At 34.8% G+C, this 14,783-nt stretch carries 11 protein-coding genes and 1 pseudogene; 4 read left to right on the top strand and 8 right to left on the bottom strand.

Going from position 1 to position 14,783, the window contains the following annotated elements:
- The first annotated feature begins 129 nt into the window (after nt 1-129).
- Entirely contained in the window at nt 130-1,605 is a 1,476-nt protein-coding gene (locus AC2CGR_RS04490) for a hypothetical protein (RefSeq protein WP_131101893.1), read from the top strand.
- A 249-nt stretch (nt 1,606-1,854) separates the two neighbouring features.
- Here AC2CGR_RS04490 and trhO read toward each other — a convergent pair whose 3' ends face one another.
- Nucleotides 1,855-2,814: an oxygen-dependent tRNA uridine(34) hydroxylase TrhO gene (gene trhO, locus AC2CGR_RS04485; RefSeq protein WP_087965034.1), complete on the bottom strand. Its 960-nt coding sequence runs from the start codon at nt 2,812-2,814 to the stop codon at nt 1,855-1,857.
- Nucleotides 2,815-3,292: 478 nt separating this feature from the next.
- Between trhO and AC2CGR_RS04480 the strand changes: the two genes are divergently transcribed.
- Entirely contained in the window at nt 3,293-4,588 is a 1,296-nt protein-coding gene (locus AC2CGR_RS04480) for an Nramp family divalent metal transporter (protein ID WP_086385866.1), read from the top strand.
- A 197-nt stretch (nt 4,589-4,785) separates the two neighbouring features.
- The gene (locus AC2CGR_RS04475; RefSeq protein ID WP_061686480.1) at nt 4,786-5,310 is read left to right on the top strand and encodes a GNAT family N-acetyltransferase; all 525 of its coding nucleotides are present in this window, start codon (nt 4,786-4,788) and stop codon (nt 5,308-5,310) included.
- Between the two features lie 58 nt (nt 5,311-5,368).
- Here the strand turns inward: AC2CGR_RS04475 and AC2CGR_RS04470 are convergent, their stop codons facing one another.
- Complete coding sequence (locus AC2CGR_RS04470; protein WP_087965032.1) at nt 5,369-6,997, bottom strand: peptide ABC transporter substrate-binding protein; 1,629 nt, start codon at nt 6,995-6,997, stop codon at nt 5,369-5,371.
- Nucleotides 6,998-7,584: 587 nt separating this feature from the next.
- On the opposite strand from AC2CGR_RS04470, the gene AC2CGR_RS04465 reads away from it, so the two are divergent.
- Nucleotides 7,585-8,952, top strand: a complete 1,368-nt coding sequence (locus tag AC2CGR_RS04465; protein ID WP_484480567.1) for an alpha/beta hydrolase family protein — start codon at nt 7,585-7,587, stop codon at nt 8,950-8,952.
- Between the two features lie 151 nt (nt 8,953-9,103).
- On the opposite strand, the gene AC2CGR_RS04460 is transcribed toward AC2CGR_RS04465, so the two are convergent.
- The 6 genes and pseudogenes from AC2CGR_RS04460 to AC2CGR_RS04435 form a co-directional block, all read right to left on the bottom strand.
- Nucleotides 9,104-10,429 (bottom strand): bifunctional S-methyl-5'-thioadenosine deaminase/S-adenosylhomocysteine deaminase, encoded by a 1,326-nt coding sequence (locus AC2CGR_RS04460; protein ID WP_131101878.1) that lies wholly within the window; start codon nt 10,427-10,429, stop codon nt 9,104-9,106.
- Between the two features lie 53 nt (nt 10,430-10,482).
- Nucleotides 10,483-10,826, bottom strand: a pseudogene (locus AC2CGR_RS04455) (YunG family protein).
- Between the two features lie 27 nt (nt 10,827-10,853).
- Nucleotides 10,854-11,297: a GNAT family N-acetyltransferase gene (locus tag AC2CGR_RS04450; RefSeq protein ID WP_087965028.1), complete on the bottom strand. Its 444-nt coding sequence runs from the start codon at nt 11,295-11,297 to the stop codon at nt 10,854-10,856.
- 233 nt (nt 11,298-11,530) lie between these two features.
- Nucleotides 11,531-13,045: a succinyl-CoA:acetate CoA-transferase ScpC gene (gene scpC, locus AC2CGR_RS04445; protein WP_087965026.1), complete on the bottom strand. Its 1,515-nt coding sequence runs from the start codon at nt 13,043-13,045 to the stop codon at nt 11,531-11,533.
- Between the two features lie 127 nt (nt 13,046-13,172).
- Complete coding sequence (locus AC2CGR_RS04440; protein ID WP_087965024.1) at nt 13,173-13,817, bottom strand: LytTR family DNA-binding domain-containing protein; 645 nt, start codon at nt 13,815-13,817, stop codon at nt 13,173-13,175.
- A 214-nt stretch (nt 13,818-14,031) separates the two neighbouring features.
- Nucleotides 14,032-14,721: a 5'-methylthioadenosine/adenosylhomocysteine nucleosidase gene (locus tag AC2CGR_RS04435; RefSeq protein ID WP_087965022.1), complete on the bottom strand. Its 690-nt coding sequence runs from the start codon at nt 14,719-14,721 to the stop codon at nt 14,032-14,034.
- Between the last annotated feature and the right edge of the window lie 62 nt (nt 14,722-14,783).

Here is a 14,783-nt window from a genome sequence, read left to right as displayed (position 1 = left end):
ATAACATTATACATGTCCCCTGCTAAATAAGCTGAATTTTCATTCTTACTCAAGTATAAAACAGTGGTTATTTTCAAATAAATTTGGGCATGTTGTTTTTATAGCATATACGGAAAGGAAACAATGTAAATGGAGGCAATACAAACAATCGAAGAAAAAGATGTAACAACAGCTATATTTCAATTTATATTCCCGTTTTCTTTTAAAACTGGATACGAACAAAATATGTTCCCTTTCTTACAAAAAAATGATTTTCGCCCTTTTCGACTCGACCATCTTGAAAATGAAAATACATACTACGGAAAGTTTCAAGTTTCACATCAAAATATGGAAGCATACTATCTTTCATTTACAAATAAAATTCTATTTCCTCATTCAGAGCATCAAAAAGGATTGCAGCGCTATTCTAAAGACCTTAATTTAACTGGACATTTAACAACAAATCTTATTTCTGTTCCATTCAAGATTCATTCTATTGACGTAACACTTTGTCCTTATGAGCTTGGTTTCTTAACAATTCGGACAGAAGTAGAAACAGCTCCAAACATGGCATTATCAGAAGCTATTGAATTTGCCGCCCGCTTCCGTGTACTTGAAACTAAAAATGATACAAACGAAACAATTTGTATTGAGTGTAATGGAAAAAAGTATTCACAAGTGGAAAGATTCATTTTTGGTTATTTATTTCATGGCGTAACAGATTTCTTTGAGAAGAAGAGATTAAGAAGTTCTTACTTTCAAACCTTTCCTTTCTTTGAAGACCAAAGAATGTACGTTCAAACTTTATTATCTATAAAATCAGATATGGAGCTTACTGAAGTGGATGTATATCGTACTTCCAGTCTTTCCGGACTAACAAGTGACGGTAAGGCTTATGTAAGTGCAAATAATCTTCCTTATATTCATGATTATTTAAAACAACACGCTTACCAGAGGTGGGCTCCAAATCGCTATTTTATAATGGAAGAACATATATTCACCTGTGTAACAAATGAGGGGGAACACGAATTTACTAAGCTTACGAGTCAAATGTATGGGGAGTTTTATTACGCTTTATTATTAAACCTATTTCATAAAATTGTTTTGTTAAAAATGGCAAACGCTTATGCTGAGCTAAACATTGAACAAGATACTAATGAAATAGAGAAATTAATTTATTCGATCAATTCGTTCACTGCTAATTATTTTTCTTTAGAATTAGTATCCCAATCACAAAGTGAAGATATTTTCTTTCGTTTAAGAAAACTTTTTAATATTGAGGTTTTATACTCGAACGCGAAACAAAATCTTGATAGTTTGTTTAAATATCAAGAAAATGTTGCCTCTAAAAAAGATAGCCTCTTATTATTAATTTTAACGCTCTACTCTGTAGTGGGCCAAATGTTAGGATTTACTATGATTGACCTTTTGAGAAACACCGATTCACACAAAATATCGTCACCTCTTGAATTTTTCGCTCTATTAATCGCGATTAGCGGCATTGTTATTTCACTTATTTTAGGAGCTCAAAGTTTATACCAATGGGGTCTACAGCATAAACGAAGAAAAGCTTGGGTAAAACAAACTGTACTTTCTGCCGTTAAAGAGAAAGAAAATAAAAATTAAAGAAGGTTATTTTCAAATTCTTAGCGCGCTGCAGTAAGTGAAATTTTTATCAGCGATTTTCCGATTATATCGGCGCAACTCGAAATATATCAGAGATTTTTAAGATATATCAGCGCAACTCAAAATATATCAGCGATTTTTTTAATATATCGACTTACCGACAAAAACCGACAACTAACAGGACCGGATAATAAAAAAGGGTGCTCCAAAATAAAACTTGGAGTACCCCTTTTATTATACGAATTCAGTTTACTTCCCTGCTTCGATTTGCTCTAATACAGCAGCTACTTGCTCTTCCGTTAATTCATGTTGTATTACGTAGCGGTTACGTGGACTTACACGACATTCATGAGAACATGCACGTAAATATTTCGCTTCGTTTTCTTCAGAACATAAAATTTTCTTATTACATTCTGGATTTGAACAGTTTACATAGCGCTCACAAGGTTCACCTGTAAAGTGGTCTTTACCAACGATAACATGTTCTTTTTGGTTTACTGGTACAGCAATACGCTCATCGAACACGTAACATTGTCCATCCCAAAGCTCACCTTGTACTTCTGGGTCTTTTCCGTACGTTACAATTCCGCCGTGAAGCTGACTTACATCTTCATAGCCTTCACGAACTAACCAACCAGAAAACTTCTCACAACGAATTCCGCCTGTACAATAAGTTAAAATCTTTTTACCTTCAAGTACTTCTTTATTTTCACGAATCCAATCTGGTAATTCACGGAATGATTCGATATCAGGTTTAATCGCACCTTTGAAGTGACCTAAATCAAATTCATAATCATTTCGTGCATCAATGATAACTGTATCTTCTTGTTTCATTGCTTCATAAAAATCTTTTGGCTCTAAATACTTCCCAGTTATTTCGTGTGGGTTAATGTCATCTTCTAGACGAAGTGTAACTAACTCTGGACGAGGACGTACGTGCATTTTCTTGAATGCATGACCATCAGCTTCATCTATTTTAAATACGATACCGTCAAAACGTGGATCATTATTCATTGCTTCCATGTATTTCTCTGTTTGTTCTACAGTTCCAGAACAAGTTCCGTTAATACCTTCTTTTGCTACAAGAATTCTTCCTTTTAATTCAAGTGAATTACAAAATGCTAAATGCTCTGCCGCGAATTCTTCTGGGTTTTCAATTGTTGTGTACATGTAATATAGTAATACTCTGTATGGTTTTGTAGTTGCCAATGTATTTCTACCACCTATCTAATTTTTTAAATCATGTATAAGTTAACGTTCATATCAAAACATATATAATAAGAAAATGAATCCCATTTTCTTTTCTTTATACTATTTTCTATCAGTTAACAAAAATAAAAAACAAGATTACACATCAAAACACTATGGTTATGTTGTAATCCCAATATATTATATATCATACAAATGCAATTCCATCAATTAATATGCTGGATTATCGGCTTTATGTTCACATAAATTTCAAAATTGACCCTTTAATTTATTATGTTTCCCCACGTCATCACACCATAAACTTCCAATTTATTTTACGTTATCACACCATCCATTGCATAAAGGCATATAATTTGCATTAAGGAAACTTTCGTGTTCAAATGAAATTATCATATAACATATTTAAATGTATTGAAATAATGAGTAAGAATAAATACAATAATTTCATCAAGTTAACATTTTAAAGGGGAAAACTACTATGAATAAAGATATAACAAAAGATGAACATCTCCCTTCTGAAAGTACAACCGTACAATCAGCTCACTTAGCTTTAAGTGGAGAAACAAAAGGCTGGAAAAGACTGTTACCATTTTTAGGGCCCGCTTTTATCGCGTCCGTTGCTTATATTGATCCTGGCAACTTTGCTACAAATATCGCAGCTGGTTCACAATATGGATATTTACTATTATGGGTTATACTCGCTTCTAACTTAATGGCTGTATTAATCCAAACTTTATCAGCTAAATTAGGAATTGCTACAGGAAACAATTTACCCGAAATAGCTCGTGAAAACTTTCCAAAGCCTGTGTCTATCGGTTTATGGATACAAGGTGAACTAGTTATTATGGCTACAGATTTAGCGGAATTTATTGGAGCTGCATTAGGACTTTACTTACTATTTGGAATCCCGATGCTACCTGCCGCTTTAATTACAGCAGCCGGATCATTTATTATTCTTGAGTTTCAACGTAGAGGATTTCGTCCACTAGAAGCTATTATTACAGGAATGATTTTCATTGTAGTAATTGCTTTTGGGATTCAAGTTTTTTATGCAAAACCAGAATTAAGTCCCCTTCTTTCAGGACTATTTATTCCAAAATTCCAAGGTGTAGACAGTATATTACTTGCAGCAGGGATTTTAGGTGCGACAGTTATGCCGCATGCAATCTATTTGCATTCCGCCTTAACGCAGCGCCGCGTAGTCGGAACAAATGATGAACAAAAGAAAAAGATTTTCCGCTTCGAGTTTATTGATATTATTATTGCAATGGTTATTGCTGGAGCAATTAATGCAAGTATGTTAATTGTTGCTGCTGCACTATTCTTTAAAAACGGCTTGCACGTTGAAGATTTAGATGTTGCTTACACTCAATTTACCAATTTAGTAGGTCCTGTATCGGCTGCATTATTTGGGATTGGACTTTTATCAGCAGGACTATCTAGCTCTTCTGTCGGTACAATGTCGGGTGATATTATTATGCAAGGTTTCATTCGCATGCATATTCCGTTATACTTACGCCGATTTATTACAATGATTCCACCATTAGTTATTATCGCTTTAGGTGTAAATCCAACTTACGCTCTAGTCATGAGCCAAGTCGTCTTATCATTCGGTATTGCATTTGCACTAGTGCCACTTATTATGTTTACAAGTAATAAAAAGATTATGGGTGCACTCGTTAACCACCGTATAACAACATTTATCGCTTGGATAATTGCAGCACTCGTTATCGTTTTAAATATCTTCTTACTGTATCAAACATTTGTAGGGTAATGAAAAAAGGTATTCCAATTTTAATTTGGAGTACCCTTTTTTCATTATTTGTATAAATCCTATAAAGTCTTTTTTAAAATAAATTATATACTCTATTTCCAGCCAATAACTCCCTTACGCCTTGAATAATCTTTATTTTCAGATTAAATTATATAATAACAAATACATTCTATTTTCATGTGAAAAGGAGCGAAAATATGTTTCCTTTATTAAAAACCGACCGACTCATTTTAAGAGAACTTACCGAAAAAGATGCACCAAGTATACTACAATGCTTCTCTAATACTGACGTACTGCGCTATTATGGCCAAAAACCATTACAGGATGTTGATCAAGTGAAACAAATCATTCATAATTTTAAACTGAGTTACAATGTAAGAAGCGGTATAAAGTGGGGAATTGAATTAAAAAACAAGAAAGAACTCATTGGTACCATCGGTTTTCACGATTGGTCTTCTGAGCATAAACGAGCCAATATAAGTTATGCCTTTTTGCCTGAACACTGGGGAAAAGGATATGCGACTGAAGCTGTTTCTGAAGTTATATCATACGGTTTCCATACCATTCATTTAAAGCGGATCGGGGCAATTGTATTTCTTGAAAATGAAGCTTCCAATAAAGTACTATTAAAATTAGGCTTTAAAAAAGAAGGCGTTCTAAAAAATTATATGTATCAAGATGATATCCCATATGATACAAATTTTTATTCTTTATTAAAATAAGTTGAATAGAATTCATGTGTAAAAAAACCTTACTTCAAAAAAGTAAGGTTTTTTGTATTTATTCATTTGCAATATAAGCATTCTTATAAGTATAAATACCACCAAATTGATGCTTTTCAATTCCTTTTACATAATCCTTTTGTACGTAAGCTGAGCCAATTTGGTAAAGCGGTGCGACCGCTGTATCTTCTAATAATACCTGCTCAGCTTCTAGCAATGCTCCCCATCGTTTCTCTGGTTCTAGTACAAAATCAGTTTTCGCTTTCTTTATTAACTCATCATAGTGAAAGTTAGAATAATTCATTTTGTTATTCAGATTACCCGTCGTAAATAGTTCTAAATAACTAATTGGATCTTTATAGTCAGGTCCCCAATTTGCCATAGATATATCGTAATCTCCTGTTTGTTCTAACTGTAATTTTTGCTTAAATGGCTGTTGTTTAATTTGTATCGTTAATCCTTGTAAATTCTTTTCTAAATCACCTTTTATATATTCCGCCATACGTTTTGCATTATCTTGTTCAAACGTTAAAAACTCGAGCTTTACTTGCTCTACTCCAAGCTCTTTTTTCGCTTCATCCCAAATCTTTTTCGCATTTTGCAAATCATATGAAGAAAGATTTCCGCTTTCTTTTCTAAAATCTTTACCAGTCTCTTCATTTATATGACCAGCTGGTACCAATCCACTGGCAGGTTTTGCCCCGTTATTAATAAAGTGAGCAACGAATTCCTCTCTATTTAACGCTAATGAAATAGATTGACGTACCTTTTTATTTACTAACGCATTATTTTGTTCGTTAAAACGTAGCATAGCAATTCCAGGTTCGCTCGACATATGTAATTCCTTACTTCCTTTATACTTGTCTACAAATTGAGAATTAATAGGCACCCGGTCTAAATCACCAGCTTCGTACAAATTAACAACCGTCATTGTATCCTTTACAATTTGAAAGTTTATTTCGTCTAATTTCACTTTCTTTTGATCCCAATAAGTAGCATTCTTCTTTAATTGAAACTCTTGTTCATGCTTCCATTTCTCTAATACAAATGGACCGTTATATAGGAGATTACTAGGTTCCAATGCATAATTCTTCCCTTGTTCTTTCAAAAATGATTCATGCTGTGGTAAATATATAGGTAATGCTAACAACTGTAAAAAATAAGGAATTGGCTGTTCTAGTTCCACCTCTAACTTATAATCATTTATAACTGTAACCCCAAGTTCATCAAGAGGCATCGTCCCCTTATTAATCTCTTTCGCATTTTTCACATAAAAGAGCATGGACGCATATTGAGACGCTGTTTCAGGGGTAATTGCACGTTTCCACGCAAACATAAAATCATGAGCTGTCACATTGTCCCCATTTGACCATTTTGCATCTTTACGCAAATCAAATGTATATTTTTTACCATCTTCACTTCTTTTAAACGATTTTGCTACTGCTGGAATCGGCTGATCTTGATCATCTAATACATACAACCCTTCAAATATGTTTTGCATAACGTGCGCTGACGTACCATCCATCGTTTTCGCTGTATCAAGAGAAGGAATTTCTTCTGATACTGTTACATTTAATACTTGTTTTTTTGCCTTTGTATCACTTTTATTTTCCTTATTATTACAAGCTGTTAATAATAAAGATGTAACAAGTGCCATTACCATTAAACGGCTCTTCTTTCGCTTCATGAGTTGTTCTCCTTAAATATAAAATATTATAAAGCGTAATATATTATAGCAGAAATATCACAAGAAAGATGCGACATTCTTTTGAATATTTATTCGTTCCCAAAAAGCTACCCTTTTAAAAAGGATAGCTAAAAATTGAATGTATAATCTGCGCTGTTCGCTCAAGTGTTTAAAAAAAACCTCTTATTACATACCTCCCTTTTTTTAAACTTTCCTTCTATTTCATGTGAATTTCCCCATAACTAACTTAATAGACGTATAGGGTACAGTTTGGTTGGGATATCTTCGTATCTCCATTCACCAATGCCGCTTTATTTTTTGGAATCCAGGTCAAGTAGAAAGTTGTATTTTACAAATCTTATACACTTAAGAATTTTGTAAGGATCAAGTAAGAAAAACGAGAACTTTGTTTCATATAGTCAAAATATAAAGTGAAGGAACAAAGAGAGGTTAAGAGTTGCCAGAGCGATTACGACAAAACTAGAACTGTTGGTTTTAGATGAACATATCAATGATTTAGACGTTGTTACAACCGAACCTTAATTTATCATACCTGTTTTTTATCATCACATTTTGGAGGTTAAAATATGAATAAAAAAAAAATACAAAAATCAGTACTTTCCTTTACCCTGCTCTTTTCTTTAGGCATTTCATCTTTTCCACTTACAACAGCTATTCACGCAGATACACGTGTGGAACCATCTATAGAAAAAAAACGAGTCTCTTTAACGGAGCGTACATCATTATTTTTTGAATATCTCCAGCAAGATAAGTATGCAGAGGCACTTCAGTTGACGTCTGCTGCTTTTCAGTCCGAATTTACAGCAAACACATTACAAAACTGGTGGACACAGAGTGGCTGGAGCGCGATAAAAAGCATGGGAATTCCCGTGATAAAAGAACGAAACTTAGTCCATCAGACGGTGGAAGTTTCAGGAACTACCATATCGTTACTCCTTAAATTCACACCTGGCGGGAAAGTAGATGAAATTGGGGTAAGGACGCCTCCGGAATCTTATATTATCCCGCATCCTAGATATGATAAACCTACTTCCTATCAAGAACGTGAAATCGTCATCGGAAATTCTACCTATCCGTTACCAGCCACATTAACAGTTCCGAAACATAAGCCTGGTGAAAAGGTACCCGTAGTTGTTCTTGTTCATGGTGCTGGCATCCATGATCGCGACAGTACATATATGGGAACAAAAATCTTACGAGACCTTGCGGTGGGCCTTTCGTCCAACGGAATTGCAGTGTTGCGCTATGAAAAACGCACATTAGAACACGCATTAAAGATGAGTGCAGAACCTGTTACGTTAGACCGTGATACTACAGATGATGCCATATATGCAGCAAAATCAGCAGCACAGCAGGAAGGCATTGATCCAAATAATATTTTCATTCTTGGACATAGTCTAGGAGCTGGCGCAATGCCGCGTATACTAAGCAAATCACCTTCCTCACTTGTTAGAGGAAGTATCTTACTCGCACCACCTGCACGCCCATTGACTGACATTGCTATTGATCAGAATCAATACCTAGGAGCACCAAAGGAAGTAATTGATGAACTAAAAAGACAAGTCGCTTTTATCCAGGATCCTACTTTCAATCCTGACCACCCTCCAGCTGGCTATAATTTTGGATCACCTCATTTTATGTATGATGTTTCTAGGTGGCGTCCAGTTGAAGAGGCAAGATTACGAAAGGAACCTTTACTGATTCTACAAGGAGCACGCGATTATCAAGTAACAGTAAAAAATGAATATACAAAATGGCAGGAAGGGCTCTCAAACCGTAGGAATGTTCAGTTCAATAAATACCCAAAATTGAATCATTTCTTCACGGAGGGTGATGGGGAATTAAGTCTTCCTAGTGAATATGAAATCCCTGCTAATGTTCCTGAGTACGTCATCCAGGACATTATTAAATGGGTCAACGAGACAAAAAAATAAGAAACATCAAAATCCTTTAAATAATCATTATTACGTGAAGGATTTTTGAAACCAGTGATTTTATCTAAATTATTCTCTTCTTTTTATTAATAAAAAGGTTCAGACACAAAAACAGGATGTGGAGAAGACTTTCTCCACATCCTGAAAATACCTATCTTTGTAAACCTCGTTTATAACGACTTGCTTCAAATATAATACGCTCTTCATCTAACGTTTTACATTCACCATTCCAAACGACATGTTTTCCGCTAATAATTACATCGCTTATATCTTTTCCACTAGCAGCATATACAAGGTGTGATAACACTTCATCTGCTGGTTGTAAATGCGGCTTATTAGACGGGTCAATTGTAATAAAATCAGCACACTTTCCAATCTCAAGTGAGCCTGTTTGTTTCATCCCAATTACTTCAGCAGCTCCCTTAGTTGCAAGTGTAAGAGCTGTTTCAACCGGTAACGCTGTTGCGTCTTGGTGAATACCTTTTTGTAATAAAGTTGCAATGCGCATTTCCTCAAACATATCTAAATTGTTGTTAGATGCAACACTATCTGTTGCAATTCCTACTTTCATTCCCGCTTCTAGCATCGCTTTTACATTCGCTATACCAGAACCTAGTTTTAAATTACTATTCGGATTATGAGCTACTCGAACGTCATGTTCTGCTAAAAATGCGCGCTCATTGTCATTTAATACTACACCGTGTGCAATAACTGTCGGTCGTTTAAACAATCCGCAACTTGCTACATATTCTACTGGACGTTTTCCGTACTGTGCTTCAATATCACGTACTTCACGCTCTGTTTCCGAAAGGTGAATATGAACCATCGTTTGATTTTCTACTGCAATACGTGCACACTCTTCTAACAGTTCTGTACTGCATGTATATGGACTATGCGGTGCAACCATCGTAGTTAACATACCACTTTCGTTATAGTAACGCTTCACATATTTCTCAGCTTCTTCAATTGCTTTCTTTTCATCCTCTTTCGTTCCAAAGCTAAATAAAGTTCTTGAAACAGCAGCTCGCATCCCGCTCCTTGATACCGTTTCCATAATTGCATCTTGATCTACTCCAATTGGATTAAACATATCAGAGAATGATGTTGTACCACTTTTCACCATTTCAAGTAATCCTAGTTCCGTACTAGCAACCGCAAGTTCTGGAGTAAATTGACTTTCAAGTGGCCAAATCCTTGTCTCAAGCCATGGTTGTAATAACATATCATCTCCAATACCTCTTAAGAGACTCATTACAACGTGTGTATGTGTATTAACAAGCCCTGGTAAAATCCACTTTCCTTTCATGTCAATTACTTCATCTACTTCAAAATCATTAGCGAATTCTCCGCTCTTTACATCTATAATTTGATCATTTTCTACAATGATATATCCATTTTCTATCACTTCATTTTGTTCATTCATCGTTACGATTGTAGCGTTTACATAAGTTGTTTTCAAAAGTATTTCCCCTTTCAACTCTATGAAGTTCCCTTTAATAAGTTACCACCATTATAGTAACTTATTAAACATTAAGAGTCAAAAGATAATTTCAATTCTTTCGTTATCTTTTTCTTCAACATGCTATATTGTTTTTCATTTGTATCTGCAAATGCTTCTTCTCGATTTGATTCTATATCCATATAATTCAGTTTTCCATTAAATTGAGCCTCTGTCCATCTATAAAGTTATAAAAGTGCCACGCCTCTCTTACTTTTGTCTTTTTAATCTCTCCTCCGTATATGTCTTGAACGACTAGAGCTGTAACACCACATTGTCCCTTTGCTGGATTTTCAATTGTCCACTTTGAGCTTGTTTCAATCGACCACGATCTTATTAGTGCTTCATATATTTGCTTTCTCTTTACATGATCCATTCTCAGCTTCTCCTACTATTAATTGTTTTACACATCATATTTCAAAAGAGGCAGTAAACGACCCTTAAAAACAGTAGATGGTGTCTCTCCGATTAACTTTGCTCCCATTTTCAAGTAATACCCTTTTGCATTCGGATCACTATCAATCGTAAAACTTTTTAATCCTAGTTCATTTGCTTTTTCTATTACATAGTCCCACAATATTTTCCCGTAGCCTTTCCCTTTATAACGAGGATGAATATATAGGAAATCGAGAGCTTTCTCATTACGTAAAAATGAGAAAAAACCAATCTTCGTATTATCGTTTTCTAAAACATATACAAAATTATTTTTTATGTACTCTTCAGTAATTGTTAAATCTTCCTTACAAGCAAGTATGAATTCTTCACTATAATCCCACGTTGCTTTTGATTGTAGTGCAAGTTCACTTAATTCATTTGCTTCACTTAATAACGCTTCTCTTATCTTCATCCTTCTTTCTCCTCACTTTCTATATGTAAACTATTAAAATCATTCGAAAAGTAATTTAAAAAACCTCTTATTTTCATAAATTAGAGATTACTTTTATGAATCTTTATTATAATCAGTACGGCTTGTAACAATTTATTTAAAGAAAAAACGCCATCTTTGAAAGTTGGCGTTTTCTTCTTCTAAAATTTTTTTCAAAATTAATCTTTCGTTTTACTATTTCTAACGATACACACCTATACAGTTTCTACTACTGCTTCAAGCATAGTTCCCTTTTTAGCATAACTCGTATGCCAAGAAAAAGCTTTCTCTAAAATATGAGGAGTTTGTCCACCTCTTGTTTTTGCTTCCTCGTAATAAGCTCGTAACTGGTCACGATACATTGGATGTGCACAATTCTCAATAATAAGTTCCACTCTTTCTCTTGGCGCTAGTCCTCTTAGGTCCGCATAGCCTTGTTCAGTGACGATAACATCTACATCGTGTTCCGTATGGTCTACATGAGAAACGAAAGGAACGATACTTGAAATGTCGCCACCTTTCGCAATCGATTTCGTAACAAAGATAGCTAGGCGGGCATTTCTTGCAAAATCACCAGACCCACCAATACCATTCATCATTTTTGTACCCAAAACATGAGTAGAGTTTACATTTCCGTATATATCTAATTCTAAAGCAGTATTAATCGAAATTAACCCAAGGCGACGAATGATTTCAGGATGATTAGAGATTTCTTGCGGGCGCATCATTAATTTGTCACGATATTGTTCAAAGTTAGAAAATACTTTTTGCATTTTCTCTTCTGAGAGCGTGATCGAGCAGCAGGATGCAAAATTGACTTTTCCAGCATCCATAAGATCAAAGACCGCATCCTGTAAAACTTCAGAATACACTTCTAAATCTTCAAACTCGGAATCTAGCATTCCATGAAGAACTGCATTGGCCACTGAGCCAATTCCCGATTGTAACGGTGCTAAACGATTTGTTAATCGGCCTACTTCAACTTCTTTTCGAAGGAACTCTATTAAATGCTGTGCCATAATAACAGTTTCCTCATCTGGAGGAACAATTGTTGATGGCGAATCCAGTTGATTCGTAAATACAATCCCCTTCACTTTATCAGCATCAATCGGGATACCAATCGTTCCAATTCGATCATTTGTTTTTACGAGCGGAATTGGAAGTCTTTCCCCTTGTTTACCTGGTTCATATAAATCATGCAGCCCTTCTAGCTGCTCGGATTGGGCCATATTTATTTCAATTATGATAGACTTAGCATTTAAAGAAAACGCTAAAGAATTCCCTATTGAAGTCGTCGGAATAATCATGCCATCCTCAGTAATCGCAACCGCTTCCAAAATAGCAAAATCTACATCCATAACGTCAGCGCGGAGTAACTCTGCTGTATGAGATAAGTGCTGGTCCACAAATAAAAAATCTCCGTTATTAATTCCTTTGCGCATAGTCGCATCAGCTTGGAAAGGCAATCTTTTCCCTAAAATTCCTGCTTCCGCAAATAATTTATCTACATCAGAACCTAAAGAAGCACCAGTAAATACATTTACTTTAAAAGATGTATCATTCTTAACTCGGTTTACAAGCGCAAATGGGACTGCTTTTACATCACCTGCACGTGTAAACCCACTTAAGCCTAAAGTCATTCCACTTTCAATCCATGAAGCTGCTTCTTCAGGTGTAACTACGCGATCTTTCAGACGTTGATCCCTAATTCTATCCAAATTATTCTCCATATGTAATCCCTCTCCCTGTGAATATTCATAATTATTTTACACTTTAACAGTATCCAAATAGGGATTTCAGTATACAATGCCGAAAATTCAGATAAAACAGCAAATCTAGGTTCTAAAGCAGAATAATTTAGAATCCTAGAAGCTTACGAAAATAACTAGCATATGATTGACTAACCGGTACCCTCTCTCCGTTATCCATTGAAAGTACAAAAGTAGAATGCGTATCAGGATAGATCGCTTTAATATGATTAACATTTACAATAAATGAACGGTGGCATCTAATAAATGAATCTTTCGGAAGCAAGTATTCGAATTCTTGTAGCGAGTATTTATGTGTTCCTGTTAACTCTTCTGCATTTACATACGTCTTTTTATCTTTCGCCTCTAAATACATGACCTTTGAAAAAGGAACTGGTATCCAGCCGTCCGTTGTTTTTAAAGTAACGACTGATTTTCCATCCGTTAAAGCTGGATAAATAGCTGTCACGCAACCTTCAAGCTTTCCATTGTTTGAAAATGGTACGGCCATACCATGATAAGGAATACCAAAAACATCCCGATTCATAAACTCAGAGGTTTTTTGATTCGTCACCATTGCTTTATGAGCAATCGTTCCTTCCTTTATAGGATCCCCGGCGCTAATCTTTAAATCAATTCGTTTACTTGGCCGATAGTATATATATTCTTTCGTATTCGATACAGCAATTGAAATTTCATCTGAAAATAATTCCCCAACAACATCTAATAGTAAACCTAATGTTTTATCTTCCATTCTATTAACACCTCATTCACTATTATACTACTATTATGAACAAGCATTTGTTGCTTTATAAAAAGTTTGATTAGAAATTGTTCTTAAAGTTCTGAAGCAGCCCCTGCACTATGCCAAGCTTCATTTCTTCAAATCAACACTTTTAAACTATAGCCACGTTACCTTAAAAAACCTCACTTTAGAAAAAGTGAGGTTTTTCTCATACAATATTTCTTTACTTTTTCACTGATTCTAATAACTTCTTAACAAAATGAATGGAATTATGCGAAGCAGAAACACAATTGTCTTCAAATACTTCTATGCCAGACGCTTCTTCTGTATCTGTTATTGATCTCACTGCTAAAAATGGAATCGTATTTGCATAACAGACGTGAGCTATACTTGCAGTTTCCATATCTACACAAAACGGATTGTATTTAGAGATTATTTCTGTACGGCCACTTTCGCTTATAAATGCCTCTCCAGTAACTATTTTTCCAAAATAAATATTTTGGAAAAATTGATTATTCTCGACCACTTCACGGCTTAATTCAAGAAGTGTACTATCTGTATTAAAATACACACTTTCCATCCATGGATGATATTCAGTTAAGATCCCTTCATCAACATCATGATATGCTATTTCTGTTGAAATTACTGTATCTCCAATTTTCAATACTTTATCAATTGCTCCTGCAACACCCGTTACAATAATATGAGTTACATCAAACTTATCGATTAATATTTGAGTTGCAATAGCTGCATTAACTTTACATACTCCACAATACAATGCAACAACTTCCACATTTTCATATTTTCCACTATGAAACGTTAACATCGCAAGGTTCGTCATTTCCTTATTCGTCATCTCTTCAATAAATGGCAGAATTTCATCTTCCGATGGGCCAATAATTCCAAATTTCATATATTCATCTCCTTGCAACTGTTTCTATATTTTTTTAAGCAAAATTCTTTGCCCTCATCTCT

Source organism: Bacillus sp. LSHTCR4, assembly GCF_057197025.1.
This window is presented reverse-complemented; position numbering and strand designations above follow the sequence as displayed.

Bases quoted from the DNA above. Each gene is read 5' to 3' on its own strand.
- AC2CGR_RS04440 (WP_087965024.1), bottom strand. From the start codon at position 13,817: ATGGAAGATAAAACATTAGGTTTACTATTAGATGTTGTTGGGGAATTA.
- AC2CGR_RS04465 (WP_484480567.1), top strand. From the start codon at position 7,585: ATGAATAAAAAAAAAATACAAAAATCAGTACTTTCCTTTACCCTGCTC.
- AC2CGR_RS04480 (WP_086385866.1), top strand. From the start codon at position 3,293: ATGAATAAAGATATAACAAAAGATGAACATCTCCCTTCTGAAAGTACA.
- AC2CGR_RS04435 (WP_087965022.1), bottom strand. From the start codon at position 14,721: ATGAAATTTGGAATTATTGGCCCATCGGAAGATGAAATTCTGCCATTT.
- AC2CGR_RS04470 (WP_087965032.1), bottom strand. From the start codon at position 6,997: ATGAAGCGAAAGAAGAGCCGTTTAATGGTAATGGCACTTGTTACATCT.
- AC2CGR_RS04450 (WP_087965028.1), bottom strand. From the start codon at position 11,297: ATGAAGATAAGAGAAGCGTTATTAAGTGAAGCAAATGAATTAAGTGAA.
- AC2CGR_RS04475 (WP_061686480.1), top strand. From the start codon at position 4,786: ATGTTTCCTTTATTAAAAACCGACCGACTCATTTTAAGAGAACTTACC.
- scpC (WP_087965026.1), bottom strand. From the start codon at position 13,045: ATGGAGAATAATTTGGATAGAATTAGGGATCAACGTCTGAAAGATCGC.
- AC2CGR_RS04490 (WP_131101893.1), top strand. From the start codon at position 130: ATGGAGGCAATACAAACAATCGAAGAAAAAGATGTAACAACAGCTATA.